Raw genomic sequence first — 20,300 nt, forward strand, 5'->3', positions numbered from 1 at the left:
ACACGCCCGAGGGCGTTGCAAATGCGCGCCGTAGCCCGAGCTACGGCTGTGCTTTGCGCCTACTCGGGCGCGTTTTGGGGCGCCCCTTCGGGCACGCCCAATTCCCTCTCAGCCTCTGACGGCTGGCCGCCGAAAGCTGGGACAATCCGAGCCCATGCATGCATTGTTTGAAGACACGGGCAAATTCCTCGTCGGTCGGGTGCTCTCCGAAGCCGAAAGCTCGGCTCAAATCGAGCTCGACAGCGGCAAACGCGTCAAGGTCAAGGCGCAGAACATCCTGCTGAAGTTCGACAAGCCCGCACCGGCCGAATTGCTGGCGCAGGCGCAGGCGCTGGCGGCGCAGATCGAGCTCGATCTGGCCTGGGAATTCGCCCCTGAGGACGAGTTCGGCTACGCCGACCTGGCACAGGAATATTTCAGCGCCCAGGCTACGGTGGTCGAGCGCGCGGCGACCTTGCTGCGGCTGTTTGAAGCGCCGCACTATTTCCGCCGCGCCGGCAAAGGGCGTTTTCGCAAGGCCAGCGCCGAGGTGTTGCAGCAGGCGCTCGCCGCCATCGAGAAGAAGAAGCAGGTCGCCGCGCAAATCGAAGCCTGGGCCGCTGAACTCGCCGCCGGCCGCTGCCCCGAGCCGATCCGCAGCCAGCTCTACAAAATCCTCTTCCGGCCCGACAAGAACGCGCCCGAGTACAAAGCCGTGGTCGAAGCCGCACGGCAGACGCAGCGCTCGCCGCTGGCGCTGCTGCAAGCGGCCGGCGCCATCGCCTCGCCCTACGAATTCCACTGGCAGCGCTTTCTGTTCGAGCACTTCCCCAAGGGCACGGGCTTTCCCGAGGTTCAGGCGCCGGCGATCGCCGAGGAGTTGCCGCTCGCCGAGGGCGTCGAGGCCTATTCGATCGACGACTCGCACACCACCGAAATCGACGACGCGCTCTCGGTGCAGGGCTTGGGCAGCGGCAAGGTCACGGTGGGCATCCACATCGCCGCACCGGGCCTGGCGATCACGCCGGGCAGCGCGCTCGATCAGCTCGGTCGCAGCCGCCTGTCCACCGTCTACATGCCCGGCTACAAGATCACCATGCTGCCCGAGGCCGTGGTGCAGGCCTATACGCTCTCCGAAGGGCGCGCGGTGCCGGCGGTGTCGCTCTACGTGACCGTCGACGAGGCGACGCTGGCGATCGAGGGCCATGAAACCCGACTCGAGCGCGTGCCCATCGTCGCCAACCTGCGCCACGACCAGCTCGATGCGGTCGTCACCGCCGAGTGGCTGGAAAACCCCGAGATTTCGAAAGAAAACCCGGTAACGCCGGCGTCAATCGGTCACTCGACGCTCTCATTTTTATATCGACTGGCGCAGCACCTCAAGGCCGGCCGCGAGCAGGTGCGCGGCAAGCCCGAGAACTTCAACCGGCCGGATTACACCTTCCGGCTGATCGGCAACGACGGTGCCGTCCCCACCGGCGAGGAGCGGGTGGACATCACGCCGCGCAAACGCGGCGCGCCGCTCGACCTGATCGTGGCCGAGGCCATGATCCTGGCCAACAGCACCTGGGGCCAGTGGCTGGCCGAACTCGGCGTGCCCGCGATCTACCGCAGCCAGGCCTCGATGGCGCCTGGTGTCAAGGTGCGCATGGGCACCAAGGCGCTGCCGCACGCCGGCCTGGGTGTGCCGGCGTATGCGTGGAGCACCTCGCCGCTGCGTCGCTACACCGACCTCGTCAACCAATGGCAAATCATCGCTTGTGCCCGCCACGGTCGCACCGCCGCGCTGGCCGCGCCGTTCAAGCCCAAGGATGCCGAGCTGTTTTCCATCATCAGCGCCTTTGACGCCGCCTACAGCGCCTACAACGGCTACCAGGCCGCGATGGAGCGTTTCTGGACGCTCAAATACCTCGAGCAAAACCAGATCACGGAACTCGAAGCCACGTTGCTGCGCGACAACGGCGGCGGTGTCTGGCTGGCCCGTGCCGACGCGCTGCCGCTGGTGTTCACGACGCTCGGCGGCGGTGCGCTCGAGCGCGGCGCGCGGGTACGCGTCAAACTTGGCGCCATCGACGCGATCACGCTCGATGTGAACGCGACCGTGCTCGAGCGGCTCGACGCCGCACCCGACGTGGCGGCACTTGCCGAGGCCGAAGACGAGGGCGAAGAAGATGGTTTAGAGCCCGAGGTCGCCGCCGGCCCGATCGCCATCGCGCTCGAGGTCGAAGAGCCCGCGGCCGAGCCGCCCGCCGGCAACGCCATCGCCAACGAAACGGAGCCCCACACGCCGTGATGCCGGATCTGCTTCGACGCCTCGACACCTTGCACTGGGCGCTGCTCGTGTCCGTGCTCGTGCATGGCGTGCTGCTCACGATCCGCTTCGTCGACCCCGAGCGCTTCGACCGCCTGTTCGAGGACACGCCGCTCGAAGTCATCCTCGTCAACGCGAAGAGCACCGAGAAGCCCGACCCGCGTCACGCGCAAGCCATTGCGCAACACGCGCTCGCCGGCGGCGGAGACGCCGAGCGCGGCCGCGCCACCACGCCAACCCCGGCGTCGGCGTTGACCGAACTCGGGGACGACGCCGAAGAAGAGCAAAAGCGCATCGAAGCCTTGCAGCAGCGGCAGCAGCAGCTCATGGCCGAAATCCGCCGCCAGCTCGACAGCCTCAACATGCCGCGCGCGCCGGCCGACCAGGCAGACACCGCCGACCGGGCCGTCGAGGAGCGGCGCCGCCAATTGCTGCAACTGCTGGCTGAAATCGAGCGCCGCATCAACCAGGAAAACGCCCGGCCGCGCAAGCGCTTCATCAGCCCCTCGACCCGTGAGGCCGAATACGCGGTGTACTACGACCGCCTGCGCCGGAAGATCGAAGACAAAGGTACCGAGAACTTCCCCGAACTGGCTGGCCAGAAACTCTATGGCGAATTGACGATGATCGTCACGGTCGACCAACAGGGTCGCGTGGTACGAACCGAGGTCGTCGAGAGTTCGGGCAACCGAGCCCTGGATCGCCGTGCCGAGGCCATCGCCCGAGAAGCCGGGCCATTCGGCCGCTTTTCGCCGGAAATGCGCCGCAAGAGCGACCAAATCGTCGTCGTCTCGCGCTTCAAGTTCACGCGCGAAGACACGCTCGAGACCAAACTGCGCGAGCAATGAACCCACCCGATCGTTATGCCGTCGTCGGCCATCCCGTGGCCCACAGTCGTTCGCCCTGGATCCATGCCCGCTTTGCGCAGCTCACGGGCGAGCCCATCGTGTACGAGGCAGTGCTCGCCCCGCTCGACGGGTTCGCGCAGACGCTGACTCAGCTGCGCGCGCAAGGCCTGCGTGGCTGTAACGTCACCGTGCCGTTCAAACACGAAGCCGCAGCCCTCGCGCACGAGCGCAGCCCCGCCGTGGCGTTGGCGGGTGCAGCCAACACGCTGAGCTTCGACGGCGAGCGCATCGTCGCGGACAACACCGACGGCGCAGGCCTCGTTGCCGACCTGACGCGCAACGCCGGCGAGACGCTGGCGGGCCGCGATCTGCTGCTCATCGGCGCGGGCGGCGCCGCGGCCGGCGTGCTGGGGCCGCTGCTGCGCGAGCGACCCCGCCGGCTGGTCGTTGCCAATCGCACCGTCGGGCGGGCACAGGAACTCGTCGACCGGCATGCTGCCCTTGCAGCAGCCGGCGGCACCGAGCTGCTCGCGTGCGCCACCGACGCGGCCCGGCTGGCCAGCGGCTTCGACCTCGTGATCAATGCGACGTCCAGCAGCCTCGCCGGGGCCACATCCCCCGTGGATGCGACGGTGCTGCGCCCCGAAGCGCTGGTGCTCGACATGATGTACGGCCCGGCGGCGCGTGCCTTCCTGGCTTGGGCCGAGCGGCACGGCGCCCGCACCCGCGACGGTCTCGGCATGCTGGTGGAGCAAGCCGCAGAGGCGTTTGCGCGCTGGCGCGGCGTGCGGCCGCCGACGGCGTCGGTACTCGCCGAACTGCGCGCGCGGCTCGACTGAGAGCCTGAGTCGCAGCGGGTGGCAGTGATGAAATTCTTCTCGCGTTGGGTGCTGTGGGTCGCGCTGTCCGCGCTCGGCCTGCAGCTGTTCTTTTTGGCGCGCATCGCGACCCTGGCGGTGGTCAACCCCGAGTCCACGACCTTCGAGCGCTCGGAAGCCTGGCGGCTCCTGACCCAGAAGGACCGCCTGCGCTGGAGCCAGCGCTGGGTGCCGTACGCGCGGATCTCCGATACCCTCAAGCGCGCCGTCATCGCCAGCGAGGACGCCGACTTCGTCAACCATGAGGGCGTGGACTGGGAAGCGCTTGAAAAAGCCTGGGAGAAAAACGCCCAAGCCGAAGCCGCTGCAGCACGCCGCTCCGCGCTCGCCCGCGCCGCCCGCGGGGCGCCCACGCCCAAGATCGTCGGCGGCTCCACCATCACGCAGCAGCTGGCGAAGAATTTGTTGCTCTCGGGCGAACGCACCTTGCTGCGCAAAGGACAGGAGTTTGTGCTGACGCTAATGCTCGAGGCCTTCCTCAGCAAACAACGCATCCTCGAGATCTACCTCAACCACGTCGAATGGGGCGAGGGAATTTTCGGGGCCGAGGCCGCCGCCCAGCACTACTACCGCAAGTCGGCAGCCCAGCTCAGCGCATGGGAGGCCGCGCGCCTCGCCGTGATGCTGCCGCGCCCCAAGTATTTCGAGAAGCTCCCCCAATCGGCCTACCTGAGCCACCGCGCCGAAATCATTTTGGGCCGTATGCCGGCCGTGGAACTCCCATGAACCGCCTGCTTGCGCGCCTGGTCGGCGGCTTCCTGCTCGGCCTCGTTCGCCTGCTGACCGGGGCCCAGGCACGTTGGGTCGGCTGTCCGCCAAAGGCCGAGCAACGCATTTACTTCGCCAACCACCAAAGCCACGCCGACCTCGTGCTGATCTGGGCCGCGCTGCCCGAGGAGCTGCGCGCCATCACGCGTCCAATCGCCGCGAAGGACTACTGGACGAAGACGCGGTTTCGAAAGTGGATCACCACCGAAGTCTTCCACGCGGTGTATGTCGACCGCGAGCGTCGGGGCGACGAAGACCCCTTGGCCCCGCTGATCGAAGCCCTCGAAAAAGGGGATTCGCTCATTCTCTTCCCCGAAGGCACGCGGGGCCATGGCGCAGAGCCGCAGCCGTTCAAAGCTGGCCTCTATAACCTGGCCCTGCGTTTCCCCGATGTCGTCCTGGTGCCCACCTGGATCGACAATGTGCAGCGACTCATGCCCAAAGGCGAATTCGTTCCCGTGCCGGTGTTGTGTTCCGTCACTTTCGGGCCGCCCATCCGGCTGGAGCCGGGCGAAGATCGCGCCGCCTTTCTCGAACGCGCCCGCGCCGCGGTGATCGCGCTTCGACAGACCTGAATCTCCGCGCATGAATCACTTCTTTCGTAGCCTCAGCGCCCACCAACAGGTCGGCGCGCTGTTTCTGATGGTGTTCGGCCTGCTCGCCCTCGCGAGCATCGTCTACACCCTGTTGGCGCTGCGGGACACGGGCGAGCCTGCCACAGCGTCGCTGCGCCAAGCCCGGCTGCGCGAGGCCCGTCGACTGCTGCGCACGACCTGGGTCATGGTGTCGGTCTTTTGGCTCGCTTGGGTGCTCGGCGGGGGCGTCGCAACCCTGTTGTTTGCCTTCGTCGCCTTCTTCGCACTGCGCGAGTTCGTCACGCTCTCGCCGCCCAGCCGGCGCGACCACCGCAGCCTCGTCCTCGCGTTTTTCGTCGTGCTTCCGACCCAGTTTTGGCTCGTCTGGACGGGGCAGTTCGACCGGTTCACCGTCTTCATCCCGGTCTACGTCTTTCTCGCGCTGCCCGTGGTCAGTGCGCTCGCCGACGACCCCGAACATTTCCTCGAGCGCACGGCCAAGCTGCAGTGGGGCATCATGGTCTGTGTCTACGGACTGAGCCATGTGCCGGCACTGCTGTTGCTGCAGTTTCCGGGCTGGGGCACGGAGCGCAATGCCTTCCTCGTCTTCTTCCTGGCCGCCGTGGTGCAAACCGGGATGCTCGCGCAGCATCTCGCCGGCCGTTGGCTGCGGCGCCCGCCCGTCGCTCCGCGAATCAGCCGGAGCTTCCATTGGACGTCATGGGGCTGGGGCATGGCCGCAGGCGGCTTGCTGGGTGGCTTGCTCGCCGGAATTACGCCGTTCAAGCCCGGCCAGGCGCTGGCGATGGCGTTGATCGCCTGCGCCTCGGGCTCACTGGGTCACTTGGTCATGAAAGCCATCAAACGCGACCGCGGCATTCCAAGCTGGGGTTCGCAAGGCCGCTCGGTCACGGGCGCGAGCGGCCTGCTCGATCGGGTCGACGCCCTGAGTTTTGCGGCGCCGGTGTTTTTTCACTCCATCCGATGGACTTTTGGTTTGCATTGAGCCTCGGGTCCGACACGGCCCTGAGACAGCACCGGGCACCGGCACGGCGTCGCATCGAGGCGGCGCGGTGCAAACTTTCAGCGTAGATTGGACACCATGCGCATTTTGGGCATCGATCCGGGTTTGCAGGTGACGGGCTTTGGCGTCATCGACACCGAAGGTTCCGCACTGGCTTATGTCGCCAGCGGCGTCATCAAGACCTCGGCCGCGCCGGTCGGCGATCTGCCCGCGCGTCTCAAGCTGCTGTTCGAGGGCATCCGGGAACTGCACGCCCGTTATCGGCCCGATGCAGCCTCGGTGGAAATCGTCTTCGTCAACGTGAACCCGCAGGCCACGCTGCTGCTCGGGCAGGCGCGCGGTGCTTGCGTCACGGCTTTGGTCGCCTGCGACCTCGCGGTGGCCGAATACACCGCGCTGCAGATGAAGCGCGCCATCACCGGCCATGGCCATGCCACCAAGGCCCAGATTCAGGAAATGGTGCGGCGACTGCTGAACCTGCCCGCCATTCCCCGGCAAGACGCCGCCGACGCGCTCGGGCTCGCCATCACCCATGCCCACGCGGGCGCATCCCTCGCGCGCCTCGAAGCCGCCCACCCGCTCAAGCGCACGACCAGCGGGATGTACCGTGGTGGCCGCGGGCACTGAGAGGCTGAGAGGGAATTGGTCATACCCGCTTTGACGCCCCAAAACACGCCAGAGGGCGTTGCAAATGCGCGCCGTAGCCCGAGCTACGGCTGTGCTTTGCGCCTACTCGGGCGCGTTTTGGGGCGCCCCTTCGGGCACGCCCAATTCCCTCTCAGCCTCTGAGCACCGTTCCCCTCGAGCGGTGCGCTCAGGCGAGCCGTTCGAGGATGAGGACGCCAAAGAACATCAAGCCCGCGACCAGCACCCACTTGAGCAATTGAAGGCCAAAACGCCGAAAACGCACCTGGCCGGTGGCGATGTAGAACGCGAACGCGGTGCCTGCGCCGAGCAAGAGCAGCAGCAGAATCCAGCGAAACAGCAGCATCGAGCCCGCCTCACCAGGCCAGCGCCGGCTGCGCAAACCCGCGCGGCGCGCGTTGCTCGTCTTCGAAGCTCACCCACTCCCAGGCGTCGCGCCGCGCCAGCAAGGCGCGCAGCAGTCGGTTGTTGAGCGCATGTCCCGAGCGAAACGCGCTGTACGCCGCCAACAGGGGATGCCCGAGAAGATAGAGGTCGCCCATCGCGTCGAGTATCTTGTGCTTGACGAACTCATCGTCGTAACGCAGCCCGTCGGCATTGAGCACGCGGTAGTCGTCCATCACGATGGCGTTGTCCAGCCCCCCGCCGAGCGCCAGCCCCTTCGACCGCAGCGCCTCGACGTCGCGCGTGAAGCCAAAGGTGCGCGCCCGCGCAATGTCGCGCGCGTAGGAACCGTCGGCAAGGTCGAACATCACCCGCTGGCCGGTGGCGTCGACGGCAGGATGGTCGAAGTCGATCTCGAAACTCAGCCGAAAGCCCTCATAGGGCATCAGGCGCGCCCACTTTTCATCGGCTCCCTGACCCTCGCGCACCTCGATGGCATCGGTGACGCGCACGAAGCGGCGCGGCGCCGGCTGACGCTCGAGGCCCGCGCTGCTGAGCAAGTACACGAACGATGCTGCCGACCCGTCCAGAATCGGGACTTCTTCGGCGGTGATGTCGACATAGAGGTTATCCACCCCAAGCCCGGCGCAGGCCGACATCAGATGCTCGACGGTGAGCACCCGAACATCCCCGCGGCCGATGGTGGACGCGAGCCGGGTGTCGACGACGGCCTCGGCCGACACGGGAATGTCGACCGGTTCGGCCAGATCGACGCGGCGGAACACGATGCCCGTATCGACCGGCGCGGGCCGCAGGGTCAGCTCCACCCGTTGGCCGCTGTGCAGGCCCACGCCGACGGCACGGGTGAGCGACTTGAGCGTATGTTGAGCGAGCATCGCGCGATTGTATGAAGTCCCCGTCCGCCGAGCCGGCCTGGGGACTCCATGACCTTGCAGCAACGCGGACCCAGCCTCCGCGACGCGGCGCAAGGCGCGGGTTGCAGCACTGCCCTCAATCGGCCTGCTTGCGCAGGTAAGCCGGGATGTCGATGTCGTCCATGCCGCCCATCACCAGCGCGTCGACGCGCTGGGCGGCCTGGGTGCGGTTGGGCTGGCGCCAGACCGCGGGCCGGGTGCTGATGTCGCTGAAATCGGTCGCCGCGCCCGCCATGCCTGGGCCGGTCGCCGTCGCGCCGGCCTGCGCATGGGCAATCGGCTGGTTGTCCGTGCCGGTGCGCAGCACCTGCAGCGGCGGCGCCGTGCGCCGCGCACCCTGGCGCGACAAGCCCGTGGCGACGACGGTGACGCGGATGTTGTCCCCCAGCGTATCGTCGTACGCGGTACCGTAGATGACGTGCGCATCGGGCGAGGCGTAGGCGCGGATGGTGTTCATCGCCAGCTTCGATTCGGAGAGCTTGAGGCTGCCCTTGGCCGCCGTGATCAGCACCAGCACGCCCTTGGCGCCCGAGAGGTCGATGCCTTCGAGCAGCGGGCAGGCTACGGCCTGCTCGGCAGCGATGCGCGCGCGGTCCGGACCGCTGGCCACCGCCGTGCCCATCATGGCCTTGCCGGGCTCTCCCATGACGGTGCGCACGTCTTCGAAGTCGACGTTGACGTGGCCTGGCACGTTGATGATTTCCGCAATACCGCCGACCGCGTTCTTGAGCACGTCGTTGGCGTGCGCAAAGGCCTCGTCCTGCGTGACATCGTCACCGAGCACCTCGAGCAGTTTTTCGTTCAGGACGACGATGAGCGAGTCGACATTGGCCTCGAGCTCGGCCAGACCCTGGTCGGCGTTGGTCATGCGGCGCCCGCCCTCCCAATCGAAGGGTTTGGTCACCACGCCCACGGTCAAGATGCCCATTTCCTTCGCAATACGTGCAATCACCGGTGCCGCGCCCGTGCCCGTGCCGCCGCCCATGCCGGCGGTGATGAACAGCATGTGCGCGCCTTCGATCGCCGCACGGATGTCGTCGGCTGCCGCCTCGGCGGCTTCGCGGCCTTTGTCGGGCTTGCTTCCGGCGCCGAGCCCGCTGGTGCCGAGCTGGATGGTGCGGTGCGCCGAGCTGCGCGCCAGCGCCTGGGCATCGGTGTTCGCGCAGATGAATTCCACACCACCGACGGCGCGTTCGATCATGTGCTCGACCGCATTGCCGCCGCCGCCACCGACGCCGATCACCTTGATTTGCGTGCCTTGGTTGAATTCTTCGACTTCGATCATTTCGATGCTCATGGGGCGCTCCTTACGTTGAAACTGAAACTGAAACTCAAATGAAAACGGAATGGGATGGACTGAACCGGACCATCGGCGGCGGGGCGCGGTGGCGCGGCCGGACCGCACCACCGCTTGCGCATTCGCTTGCGCACGGCACCCCGCCGCGCGCGGGTTCCCAAGGGCATCGGGCACATGGTCAGAAATTCCCCACGATGAAGTCCTTGATGCGCCCGAAGGCGCTCTTGACCGTCCCGACCTGCCGGGCCGCCTTGAAGCCGCGCAGCCGGGCGAGCCGCGCCTCTTCCATCAGGCCGAGCACCGTGGCGCAGCGCGGCTGCGCCACCATGTCGGCGAGGGCGCCCGTGTAATGCGGCAGGCCCCGGCGGACCGGCTTGAGAAAGATGTCTTCGCCCAGTTCGACCATGCCGGGCATGACGCTCGAGCCGCCGGTGAGCACGACGCCCGACGACAGCACTTCCTCGAAACCCGACTCGCGGATGACCTGTTGCACCAGGGCGAAGATTTCCTCGACGCGGGGCTCGATGACGCCCGAGAGCGCTTGGCGGCTGATCATGCGGGGCTCGCGGTCGCCCAGACCCGGCACTTCGACCTGCTGCTCGGGGTCGGCCAGCAACTGCTTGGCGCAGCCGGCTTCGACCTTGATTTCCTCGGCATCGCGCGTGGGCGTGCGCAGCGCCATCGCAATGTCGCTGGTGATGAGGTCGCCCGCGATCGGAATCACGGCGGTGTGGCGTATCGACCCGCCCGAGAAGATGGCCACGTCGGTGGTGCCGGCGCCGATGTCGACGCAGGCCACGCCCAGTTCGCGCTCATCGGGCGTGAGTACGGCCTGGCTCGACGCGAGCGGATGGAGCAAGAGCTGCTCGACTTCGAGCCCACAGCGCCGCACGCACTTGAGGATGTTTTCGGCCGCGCTTTGCGCGCCGGTGACGATGTGCGCCTTGGCCTCGAGCCGGATGCCGCTCATGCCGATGGGCTCTTTGACCTCCTGCCCGTCGATGATGAATTCCTGCGCCTCGACGAGCAGCAGCCGCTGGTCGGTCGAGATGTTGATGGCCTTGGCGGTCTCCATCACACGGGCGACGTCCGAGGGCGTCACCTCCTTGTCCTTGATCGCCACCATGCCGCTCGAGTTGAAGCCGCGGATGTGGCTGCCGGTGATGCCCGTGAGCACCCGGGTGATCTTGCAGTCGGCCATCAGTTCGGCTTCTTTGAGCGCCTGCTGGATGCTCTGGACCGTCGCCTCGATGGTGACGACGGCGCCGCGCTTGAGCCCCTGACTCGGCGCAACCCCTAGGCCCGCCAGTTTGAGTTCACCGTTGGCGAGCACCTCCCCGACGACCACCATCACTTTGGAGGTTCCGATATCGAGTCCGACGACGAGGTCCTTGTATTCCTTGGCCATGATTCATCCATTTCGTTTCGTCTGGGGCTGAGGGGCCGGGCCCTTGCGCGACGGCAGCGCGGCGCTCACGGTCGTCACCCCCTTGAGTCGCAGGGCATAGGCGCGGGGATAGCGCAGATCGGCTGCCTCGATCGCATCGGCGCTGCGGTGGTAGCGCGCAGCGACCTGCGCGGCCGTTGCTACGAAGCGGCGACTGCGTTCGATGAGTTCAGCCGCCTCACCACGCCCGAGTTCGATGCGGCCGCCGTTGTCGAGCTCGGCACGCCACTGGCCACGCTCGGTGAGATCGAGGCCCACCAGCTCCGCGTCGAGCGGCGCGAACAGGGGCCTCAGCGCCCTGAGCGTGGCCAGGATCTCGGCGGCACGCTGTGGCGGCCCCCAAAGACGCGGCAGTGCATCGACGTCCACATCGCCCAGGTTGGCGTCGAACAGGACGCCCGTGCGGTCGATGAGCCGGGCATCGACGTCGGTGTCGTCCCGCGCCCACAAGGCCACGGGCTGGAACTCTTCGAGCGTCACGTGCAGCCGATAGGGAAACTCGCGCCGCACGAATGCCCGACGCACCCAGGGTACGGCCTCGAACGCGACGCGCACATCCTTGAGGTCGATCGTGAAGAAATTGCCGCGCAAGCGCGGTGCGACGTTCGCGCGCAGGGTCACGGCATTGTTGTGGGTGACCTCGCCATCGACGACGATGGCGCGGATGTCGAAGGCCGGATGCCGTGCCGCCCAGCCCAGCAGGGCGACCAGCGCGAACAGGAACACGCCCGCGAACAAAACGCCCGCGGTGGCATTCATCAGTCGCACGTCGAGCGGCAGCGGGCTGGGGCTCATGAGTGAGCGCCTCCACCGGCAGTGTTGTCGAGGCTCGCGGACTCGAGCACGAGCAGGCACAGTTCTTCGTAGCCCAGGCCCGCAGCCCGCGCGGCCATCGGCACCAGTGAGTGACCGGTCATGCCCGGCGAGGTGTTCATCTCGAGCAGGAAGGGCTTGCGGTCGCTGGCGCGAATCATCAGGTCGGCCCGGCCCCAACCTCGGCAGCCGAGCGCGCGGTAGGCGGCCAGCGTCAGGCGCTGGATTTCGGCCTCTTCCTCGGGCGGCAGACCGCTCGGGCAGAGGTAGCGCACGCTGTCGGTGAAGTATTTGTTTTGGTAGTCGTAGGCACCTTCGGGCGCAACGATGCGGATCACCGGCAGAGCCCTGGCCTCGGCACCGGACCCGAGCACGGCGCAGGTCACTTCCTCGCCCTCGATGAATTCCTCGCACAGCACATCGGCGTCGTAACGCGCCGAGAGCGCCACCGCCTCGTCCATGTCCGTATCGCCCCGCACCTTGCTGACCCCGAGCGACGAGCCCTCACGCGGGGGCTTGACGATCAGCGGCAGCCCCAGCTCATCGGGTACGGCGCGCACGCGTTCGCGGCTCTGCTCCTGCGGCTGGAGCCAAACGAAGCGCGGCGTCGACAAGCCCTGCGCCTGCCACAAGCGCTTGGTCATCACCTTGTCCATCGCCACCGCCGAGGCCATCACGCCCGAGCCGGTGTAGGGAATGCCGAGCAGCTCGAGCGCGCCCTGAACGCTGCCGTCTTCGCCGTAGCGTCCGTGCAGCGCGATGAAGCAGCGCGCATAGCCTTCGTCCTTCAGTGCGCAGATCGGGCGTTCGGCCGGGTCGAAGGCCTCGGCATCGACACCGCAGGCCCGCAGCGCCTGCAAGACCCCCGCGCCCGAGAGCAAGGAAATCTCACGCTCGGCCGAGCGCCCGCCCATGAGGACGGCGACCTTGCCCATTTTTGATGCTTTTTCTTGGATTGCCGGCGTCATCCGGTCACCTCTTGCTCTTGTTTTTGAAGTAATTCGACCACTTTGCCCGGTACGGCTCCGATCGAACCCGCGCCCATGCACAGCACCACGTCGCCGCCGCGGGCCTGCTCGAGGATGACCTGAGGCAGCTCGGCCACCGACTCGACGAAAACCGGCTCGACCTGCCCGCCGACCCGCAGCGCGCGCGCCAGGCTGCGCCCGTCGGCGGCGACGATCGGCGCTTCGCCCGCGGGGTAAACCTCGGTGAGCAGCACGAGGTCTGCGAGCCCAAGCACCCGAACGAAATCCTCGAAGCAGTCCCGCGTGCGGGTGTAGCGATGCGGCTGAAAGGCCAGCACCAGGCGTCGGCCCGGAAAGGCCCCCCGGGCCGCAGCGAGCGTCGCCGCCATCTCGACCGGATGGTGGCCATAGTCGTCGAGCACGGTGAACCGCCCGCCATCGCGCGCGGGCCAGTCGCCATAGTTCTGAAAGCGCCGCCCCACGCCTTTGAATCCGGCGAGTGCCCGCAAGACCGCGTCGTCCGGGACATCGAGCTCGACGGCAACCGCGATTGCTGCCAGCGCATTGCGCACGTTGTGCTCGCCGGCTAGGTTCAGGGTGACTTCGAGATCGGGCAGCGTCACGCCGTTGCGGCGCTGCACGCGAAACTGCATCTGCGCGCCGACCGCCCGCACATCGACCGCCCGGACCTGCGCCTCCTCGCTGAAGCCGTAGCTCGTGATCGGGCGCGAGACGCGGGGCAAGATCGAGCGCACGCCGGGATCGTCGATGCACAGAATCGCCGTGCCGTAAAAAGGCATGCGGTGCAGGAAGTCGACGAACGCGTCCTTCAAGCGCGCGAAGTCGTGCCCGTAGGTCTCCATGTGGTCGGCGTCGATGTTGGTGACGACGGCCATCACGGGCATCAGGTTCAGGAACGAGGCGTCGGATTCATCGGCCTCGACGACGATGTATTCGCCTTGCCCGAGTCGCGCATTCGCGCCGGCGCTGTTGAGCCGCCCGCCGATCACGAAGGTCGGGTCGAGCCCGCCTTCGGCCAGCACGCTCGCGACCAGGCTGGTCGTGGTCGTCTTGCCGTGCGTGCCCGCGATCGCAATGCCCTGCTTGAGCCGCATGAGCTCGGCGAGCATGACCGCACGCGGGACGATCGGCACATGGCGCGCACGCGCGGCCAGCACCTCGGGGTTGTCTGCGCGCACGGCGGTCGAGACCACCACCGCATCGGCACCCTCGACCTGCTCGGCGGCGTGGCCCACGAAGGTGCGGATGCCCTGCGCGCGCAGCCGCTGCAAGCTCGCGCTGTCGGCCAGATCGGAACCCGACACCGTGTAGCCCAGGTTGTGCAGCACTTCGGCAATACCGCTCATGCCCGAGCCGCCGATGCCGACGAAATGGATGTGACGAATCGCGTGTTTCATGGGGAATCTCTCGTGATCTGCGGCTCGAGCAGCCGCTCACAGGCGTCGACGATCGCCTCGGTCGCTCCGGCCCGGCGGGCCGCATGGGCGGCCTCGGCGCGCCGCAGCAATTCCGCACGGTCGAGGCCGGCGAGAAACGCCGCCAGCCGCTCGGGCGTGAAGTCGGTCTGGTTCATCAGCCAGCCCCCGCCGCGTTCGACAAGAAAGCGCGCGTTGTGCGTCTGATGGTCGTCCACGGCATGCGGGAAAGGGACGAAAACGGCTGCCGCGCCGATGGCGGCGATTTCGGTCACGGTCGAAGCCCCGGCGCGGGCGATGACCAGATCCGCCTCTGCAAGCGCGTGCGCCATGTCGTCGATGAAGGCCACGAGCCGCGCCTGGACCCCGGCCTGCGCATAGGCGTCTTGCAACGCCTCGAACTGCTTCTCGCCGCTTTGGTGCAGCACGCTCGGTCGGCGCGCGGGATCGAGTCGGGCCAGCGCCTGCGGCACCGTCTCGTTGAGCGCGCGGGCGCCGAGACTGCCGCCGACGACCAGCACCCGCAGCGGGCCATTGCGCCCGGCAAAACGCGCACGCGGCTCTGGTTGCTGCCAAAACGGTGCGCGCAACGGGTTGCCCACCCAGACCCCGCGCGGCAACACGTCGGGGAAGGCCGTGAAGCAATGCCGCGCGCACGGCGCCAAGGCCCGATTGGCCAAACCCGCAATCGCGTTTTGCTCATGCAGCACGAGCGGGATACGACGCAGACATGCGGTGGCGCCGCCCGGCGCCGTGACATAGCCCCCAAAGCCCACGACCACGTTCGGCTGGACGCGGTCGAGCGTGCGCCAGGTTTGCACCAGCGCCCGCAGCAGCCGCGCAGGCAGCGTCCACAAGGACCGCCAGCCCTTGCCGCGCACACCGCCAAAGTCGATCGCCTCGAAGGCAAAGCCCTGCGGCGGGACGAGGCGGCTCTCCATGCTCTCGGGCGTACCCAGCCAGTGCACGCGCCAGCCGCGATCCTGTAGCGCGGCGGCCACCGCAAGCCCCGGGAAGATATGCCCGCCTGTGCCCCCCGCCATCACGAGCGCACGCGGGCGCGGGCTGCGGTCCGTGGGGATGGATGCACCTTCCGGCACGGCGCTCATACCCGCCCTCCCCGCATCAGCGCGCGGTTCTCGAAGTCCACCCGAAGCACGATGGCCATCGAAACCAAGCCCATCAGAATCGCCGACCCACCGTAGCTCATGAACGGCAAGGTCAAGCCTTTGGTCGGCAAGGCACCGAGGTTCACGCCCATGTTGATGAAGGCCTGAAAGCCGATCCAGATCCCGATGCCTTGCGCGACGAGCCCCGAAAACACCCGGTCGAGCGCGATCGCCTGGCGGCCAATCTGCATGATGCGCCGCGTCAGCCAGAAAAACAGCACGATGAGGCTGAGCACCCCGACGAGCCCGAATTCTTCGCCGATCACCGCGAGCAAAAAGTCGGTATGCGCTTCGGGCAGCCAGTTGAGCTTTTCAACACTGCCGCCGAGGCCGACGCCGAACACCTCGCCCCGCCCGATGGCGATCAGCGCATGCGAGAGCTGGTAGCCCTTGCCCAGTGCGTGCTTCTCATTCCAGGGGTCGAGGTAAGCAAAGATGCGCTCGCGGCGCCATTCCGACAAGCCGATCATCAACCCGAAGGCCACGAGCAACACCGCCCCGATCAAGAAGAACATCCGCGCATTGACACCGCCCAGGAACAGAATACCCATGGCGATCATCGCAATCACCATGAACGCGCCCATGTCGGGCTCGGCCAGCAACAGAATGCCCACGATGCCAACCGCCGCCCCCATGGGCAGGACGGCGCGGAAGAAGCGCTCCTTGACCGCCATCTTGCGCACCATATAGTCCGAGGCGTACAGGACGGTCGCGAGCTTCGCGAACTCCGAGGGCTGAAAGTTCATGACACCCAGCGAAATCCAACGACGCGCGCCGTTGACCCCGCGGCCGACGTGCGGAATCAAGACGGCGACGAGCAGCAGCAGCGCCAGAATGAAGATCCAGGGCGCAGCCTCTTCCCAGCGCCGCATCGGCACCTGATAGGCGAGCAAGGCGACGGCGAACCCCAGCACCAGCGACAACAGGTGGCGCAGCAGGAAGTGCGTGCCCGCATAGGCAGCGAACTTGGGGTTGTCGGGCAGTGCGATCGAGGCCGAATAGACCATCACCAGACCCCAGGTCAGCAGCGCCAGCACCACCCAAACCAGGCTTTGATCAAAGGCGGCCAAGCCCGCGACCCGTCCATCCTGGCGCGGCAGCGTGCGCTCCCACGGGGTCGGAACCGGCTCGGCGGAAGGGTGCGCTGCGCGCCGCGCCCGCGAAAAGAGCGACGAGAACCGATCCCCCATGGTTTGCGCAAGACTCATCGCACCCCCTCGATCGGTGTGCCCGCCTCGGCAGCCAAGGCCGCCACCGACGCGCGGAACACCTCGGCCCGGTGCGCGTAATCGGCAAACATGTCCATGCTGGCACAGGCAGGAGACATCAACACCGCATCGCCCGGGCGCGCACGCGCCGCCGCCAAGCGCACCGCTGCGGGCATGTCCGCCGCGTCGATCAGCTCGACGCCTGCGGGGGAGAGCGCCGCACGAATCCGGGGCGCGTCCTGTCCGATGAGCACGACCGCCCGAACATGCTGCGCCACCAGCGGTGCCAGCGGCGCAAAGTCCTGCCCCTTGCCGAGGCCGCCCAGAATCAGCACCAACGAACGCCCCTGCGCCAGACCGCTGATGGCCGCGGCCGTCGCCCCGACGTTGGTGCCCTTGCTGTCGTCGATGTATTCCACGCCGTCGACGATGGCGACCGTCTCGACGCGATGGGGCTCACCGCGGTATTCCCGCAGCCCGTGCAGCATGGGTGCCAGCGGTGCCCCGGCTTCGGTCGCCAGCGCCAGCGCCGCCAGTGCATTGAGCGCGTTGTGGCGGCCGCGGATGCGCAAGGCATCGGCAGGCATCAAGCGCAGCAGCGGCGCTGCGGCGCTCTCACCCTCGGCGCTGCCACGCCGCCGCGGCAGCTCGTCGGCCGCCCCGGCACGCACCAGCCAAGTCATGTCGTGCACCGTCTCGAGGCCCCAGTCCAGCGGCTGCTGCGGCACATCGGAGCCAAAGCTGACCCAGCGCAAGGCCGGTGCACCCCTGGCCGGCGCGGGCGGCACCATGGCCATCACCCGTGCGTCATCGCGATTGAGCACCCGCACCCCCTGAGAGCCGAAGATGCGCGCCTTCGCCGCCGCATACGCCTCCATCGAACCGTGCCAGTCCAGATGGTCCTGGGTCAGGTTGAGCACCGCCGCCGCCGTCGGCTCGAAGCGCCCGGCGTGCTCGAGCTGAAAGCTCGAGAGCTCGAGTACCCAGACCTCGGGCAGCGCGTGCTGCTCGATCCGCTCACGCAGGGTGTCGAGCAGGGTCGGGCCGATGTTGCCGGCCACAGCCGTTTGCAGCCCCGCACGGGCCAGCAGCTGACCCGTCAGCGCCGTCACGGTCGTCTTGCCGTTGGTGCCGGTGACGGCCAGGATCTTCGGCGTATAGCCCTCGCTCTGGGCCCGCTCTGCCAGCGCCTCGGCAAACAGCGCCAGTTCGCCGCCGATCCACACGCCGCGCGATTGGGCGGCTTCGCGGATTTGGGCCGTCTGATCGGGCGTGAGGCCAGGGCTCAGCAGCAGCAACTCCGCCTGCGCCGCATCGAGCAAGGCCGCATCGAACGGGGCGTGCAGCCACTTCGCCCCGGGGCAATCTTCGAGCAAACGCGATCGCTGCGGCGGCTCAGCCCGGGTGTCGGCGACCGTGACCCGAGCGCCCGCGCGCGTGCACCAGCGCGCCATGGCGAGCCCCGAAGCTCCCAGGCCCAGAATCAGAACGCGGCGATCATGCAAGAAAGGGCTCATGTCGATCAGCGCAACTTCAGCGTGGAGAGGCCCACGAGGCACAGCAGCATCGTGAGGATCCAGAAACGAACGACGACTTGAGTCTCGTTCCACCCCTTCTTCTCGAAGTGGTGGTGCAGCGGCGCCATCAGCAGCAAGCGGCGTCCCTGTCCATAGCGCCGCTTGGTCCATTTGAACCAGCTGACCTGGAACATCACCGACAGCGCCTCGACGACGAACACGCCACCCATGATCGCGAGCACGATTTCCTGGCGCACGATCACGGCCACCGTGCCCAAAGCCGCCCCGAGGGCAAGCGCGCCCACGTCGCCCATGAACACCTGGGCCGGATGCGCGTTGAACCACAAAAACGCCAGCCCCGCGCCGCTCATGGCCGCACAAAACACCAGCAACTCGCCGCTGCCGGGGATGTGCGGCAGAAACAGATAGCGCGCGAACACGGCGTTGCCCGTGACGTAGGCAAACACGCCCAGCGCCGCGCCCACCATGACCACGGGCATGATCGCCAGGCCGTCGAGCCCGTCGGTGAGGTTGACCGCGTTGCTCGAGCCCACGATGACGAGATAGCTCAACACCACGAAGCCGACGACGCCCAGTGGGTAGCTGACCTCTTTGAAGAAGGGCACGAGCAAACCGGCCTTGGGCGGCAGATCGACATCGAAGCCCGAGCGCACCCAAGTCAGGAACAACTCGAACACCTTCGCGTTCGAGCTCTCCGAAATGCTGAACACCAGGTAGAGCGCAGCGAGCAAGCCGATGACCGACTGCCAGAAATATTTCTCGCGTGAGCGCATGCCCTCGGGGTCTTTGCGCACCACCTTGCGCCAGTCGTCCACCCAGCCGATCGCGCCAAAGCCGAGCGTGACCGCGAGCGTGATCCAAATGAAGCGGTTGCTCCAGTCGGCCCACAGCAAGGTCGCGGTCGTGAGCGCCACGAGGATGAGCACGCCGCCCATGGTCGGGGTCCCGCTCTTGGCCAGGTGCGATTCGACGCCGTAGCCGCGAATCGGCTGACCGATCTTCAGCGCCGTCAATCGACGGATCACGGCGGGGCCTGCGGCCAGCCCGATCACCAGCGCGGTCATGGCGGCCATCACGGCGCGAAAGGTCAGGTACTGGAACACCCGCAAAAAGCCCCATTCCGGCTGCAGGGCCTGCAACCACTGGGCCAGGCTAAGCAACATGCCGACCTCCTTCCGAGCCGGACCGATCCGAGCGGCTTTCGATTGCGGCGACGACGCGCTCCATGCGCATGAAGCGCGAGCCTTTGACGAGCAGGCTCCGAACCTGCGTCTGCAGGTCTGTAACCGCCGCGAGCAGGCTGTCGATGTCGGCATGGGCGACGACGCCGTCTTGCGCCTGCGCTGCGCGCGCACACTGCGGGCCCAGCACATGCACATGCTCGATGCCGCTGGCGAGCGCCAGTGCCAGGGCCTCGGCATGGAAAGCCGGACCCTGGTCGCCCACTTCGCCCATGTCGCCGAGCACCAGCAGGCGCGGCGCCGGCAAGGCGGCAAGCATGGCAATCGCTGCACGTACCGAATCGGGGTTGGCGTTGTAGCTGTCGTCGACCAGCGTCAGGGGCTGCGCGCCCCCCCGCAGCACATGCACCCGCGAGCGGCCTTTGACCGGCTCGAAGGCTTCGAGCCCCGCGCGCACCGCCTCAAGCGGCGCCCCTGCAGCCAAGGCGCAGGCTGCCGCCGCGGCTGCGTTGCGCACGTTGTGGCGGCCCGCCATGTGCAGCGTCAGGGTCGTGTGGCCAGCGGGTGTGCGCAGGGCAATGGCCCATGCCCCATCGCGCCAGTCGGCCTGGGCGCTCACCTCAGCCTCCACCTCCTGCGTATCGGTAAAGCGCCAACACCGCCGTGCGCCGGCCGCAGTCTGCCACAAGGCGGTGTAAGCATCGTCAGCGGGGATGACGGCAGTGCCGTCCGCGCGCAGCGCGTTGAGGACGCTACCGTTTTCACGGGCGACGGCCTCGACCGTCTCCATGAACTCCAGATGCTCGCGCTGCGCGTTGTTGACGAGCGCCACCGTGGGTTGCGCCCACGCGGCGAGTTGGGCGATTTCGCCAGGGTGGTTCATGCCGAGTTCGACC

Annotated in this window: 19 protein-coding genes; 7 read left to right on the plus strand and 12 right to left on the minus strand. The window is 67.5% G+C overall.

The features are described 5' to 3' along the window. The first annotated feature begins 154 nt into the window (after positions 1 to 154). The 7 genes from JHC36_RS00495 (at position 155) to ruvC (ending at position 7,010) form a co-directional block, all read left to right on the plus strand. Positions 155 to 2,272 (plus strand): ribonuclease catalytic domain-containing protein, encoded by a 2,118-nt coding sequence (locus JHC36_RS00495; RefSeq protein WP_287914488.1) that lies wholly within the window; start codon positions 155 to 157, stop codon positions 2,270 to 2,272. Continuing rightward, positions 2,272 to 3,138 (plus strand): cell envelope integrity TolA family protein, encoded by an 867-nt coding sequence (locus tag JHC36_RS00500; RefSeq protein WP_287914491.1) that lies wholly within the window; start codon positions 2,272 to 2,274, stop codon positions 3,136 to 3,138. The genes JHC36_RS00495 and JHC36_RS00500 overlap by 1 nt, the downstream gene beginning before the upstream one ends. Continuing rightward, the gene (gene aroE / locus JHC36_RS00505) at positions 3,135 to 3,977 is read left to right on the plus strand and encodes a shikimate dehydrogenase (RefSeq protein WP_287914494.1); all 843 of its coding nucleotides are present in this window, start codon (positions 3,135 to 3,137) and stop codon (positions 3,975 to 3,977) included. The genes JHC36_RS00500 and aroE overlap by 4 nt, the downstream gene beginning before the upstream one ends. 27 nt (positions 3,978 to 4,004) lie before the next feature. Next, entirely contained in the window at positions 4,005 to 4,742 is a 738-nt protein-coding gene (gene mtgA, locus JHC36_RS00510; RefSeq protein ID WP_287914497.1) for a monofunctional biosynthetic peptidoglycan transglycosylase, read from the plus strand. Next, positions 4,739 to 5,359, plus strand: a complete 621-nt coding sequence (locus JHC36_RS00515) for a lysophospholipid acyltransferase family protein (protein WP_287914499.1) — start codon at positions 4,739 to 4,741, stop codon at positions 5,357 to 5,359. Before mtgA ends, JHC36_RS00515 begins: the two co-directional genes overlap by 4 nt. Before the next feature lie 10 nt (positions 5,360 to 5,369). Beyond that, the gene (locus JHC36_RS00520) at positions 5,370 to 6,365 is read left to right on the plus strand and encodes a phosphatidate cytidylyltransferase (protein ID WP_287914502.1); all 996 of its coding nucleotides are present in this window, start codon (positions 5,370 to 5,372) and stop codon (positions 6,363 to 6,365) included. Between the two features lie 96 nt (positions 6,366 to 6,461). Beyond that, positions 6,462 to 7,010, plus strand: a complete 549-nt coding sequence (gene ruvC / locus JHC36_RS00525; RefSeq protein ID WP_287914505.1) for a crossover junction endodeoxyribonuclease RuvC — start codon at positions 6,462 to 6,464, stop codon at positions 7,008 to 7,010. Between the two features lie 187 nt (positions 7,011 to 7,197). On the opposite strand, the gene JHC36_RS00530 is transcribed toward ruvC, so the two are convergent. From JHC36_RS00530 to JHC36_RS00585, 12 genes are all read right to left on the minus strand, one after another. Then, positions 7,198 to 7,374, minus strand: coding sequence for a hypothetical protein (locus tag JHC36_RS00530; protein ID WP_170159037.1), 177 nt, complete (start codon positions 7,372 to 7,374; stop codon positions 7,198 to 7,200). A gap of 10 nt (positions 7,375 to 7,384) precedes the next feature. Continuing rightward, the gene (lpxC, locus tag JHC36_RS00535) at positions 7,385 to 8,308 is read right to left on the minus strand and encodes a UDP-3-O-acyl-N-acetylglucosamine deacetylase (protein WP_287914514.1); all 924 of its coding nucleotides are present in this window, start codon (positions 8,306 to 8,308) and stop codon (positions 7,385 to 7,387) included. Between the two features lie 115 nt (positions 8,309 to 8,423). Then, the gene (gene ftsZ, locus JHC36_RS00540) at positions 8,424 to 9,644 is read right to left on the minus strand and encodes a cell division protein FtsZ (RefSeq protein ID WP_124222383.1); all 1,221 of its coding nucleotides are present in this window, start codon (positions 9,642 to 9,644) and stop codon (positions 8,424 to 8,426) included. Positions 9,645 to 9,822: 178 nt separating this feature from the next. Further along, positions 9,823 to 11,052: a cell division protein FtsA gene (gene ftsA, locus JHC36_RS00545; RefSeq protein WP_287914520.1), complete on the minus strand. Its 1,230-nt coding sequence runs from the start codon at positions 11,050 to 11,052 to the stop codon at positions 9,823 to 9,825. Between the two features lie 3 nt (positions 11,053 to 11,055). Then, positions 11,056 to 11,886 carry a cell division protein FtsQ/DivIB gene (locus JHC36_RS00550; RefSeq protein ID WP_287914523.1) on the minus strand — a complete coding sequence of 277 codons (831 nt, stop codon included), beginning with the start codon at positions 11,884 to 11,886 and terminating at the stop codon, positions 11,056 to 11,058. Continuing rightward, positions 11,883 to 12,872, minus strand: a complete 990-nt coding sequence (locus JHC36_RS00555) for a D-alanine--D-alanine ligase (RefSeq protein ID WP_287914525.1) — start codon at positions 12,870 to 12,872, stop codon at positions 11,883 to 11,885. Before JHC36_RS00555 ends, JHC36_RS00550 begins: the two co-directional genes overlap by 4 nt. After that, on the minus strand, positions 12,869 to 14,290 hold the full coding sequence (gene murC, locus JHC36_RS00560; RefSeq protein ID WP_287914526.1) for a UDP-N-acetylmuramate--L-alanine ligase: 1,422 nt from the start codon (positions 14,288 to 14,290) through the stop codon (positions 12,869 to 12,871). The genes JHC36_RS00555 and murC overlap by 4 nt, the downstream gene beginning before the upstream one ends. After that, positions 14,287 to 15,417 (minus strand): undecaprenyldiphospho-muramoylpentapeptide beta-N-acetylglucosaminyltransferase, encoded by a 1,131-nt coding sequence (gene murG / locus JHC36_RS00565; protein ID WP_287914529.1) that lies wholly within the window; start codon positions 15,415 to 15,417, stop codon positions 14,287 to 14,289. Before murG ends, murC begins: the two co-directional genes overlap by 4 nt. Continuing rightward, positions 15,414 to 16,685: a putative lipid II flippase FtsW gene (gene ftsW / locus JHC36_RS00570; RefSeq protein ID WP_287914531.1), complete on the minus strand. Its 1,272-nt coding sequence runs from the start codon at positions 16,683 to 16,685 to the stop codon at positions 15,414 to 15,416. The genes murG and ftsW overlap by 4 nt, the downstream gene beginning before the upstream one ends. After that, positions 16,682 to 18,202 (minus strand): UDP-N-acetylmuramoyl-L-alanine--D-glutamate ligase, encoded by a 1,521-nt coding sequence (murD, locus tag JHC36_RS00575; RefSeq protein ID WP_287914534.1) that lies wholly within the window; start codon positions 18,200 to 18,202, stop codon positions 16,682 to 16,684. The genes ftsW and murD overlap by 4 nt, the downstream gene beginning before the upstream one ends. Positions 18,203 to 18,207: 5 nt before the next feature. Next, a complete protein-coding gene (mraY, locus tag JHC36_RS00580; protein ID WP_287914537.1) occupies positions 18,208 to 19,386 on the minus strand; it encodes a phospho-N-acetylmuramoyl-pentapeptide-transferase in 1,179 nt (392 codons plus the stop codon). Next, positions 19,376 to 20,300: UDP-N-acetylmuramoyl-tripeptide--D-alanyl-D-alanine ligase (locus tag JHC36_RS00585; RefSeq protein WP_287914540.1), on the minus strand; the 925-nt coding region annotated here is incomplete at its 5' end. The genes mraY and JHC36_RS00585, both read right to left, overlap by 11 nt.

The organism is Tibeticola sp. (assembly GCF_022759015.1).
GTDB classification, from domain to species: Bacteria; Pseudomonadota; Gammaproteobacteria; order Burkholderiales; family Burkholderiaceae_C; genus Tibeticola; species Tibeticola sediminis.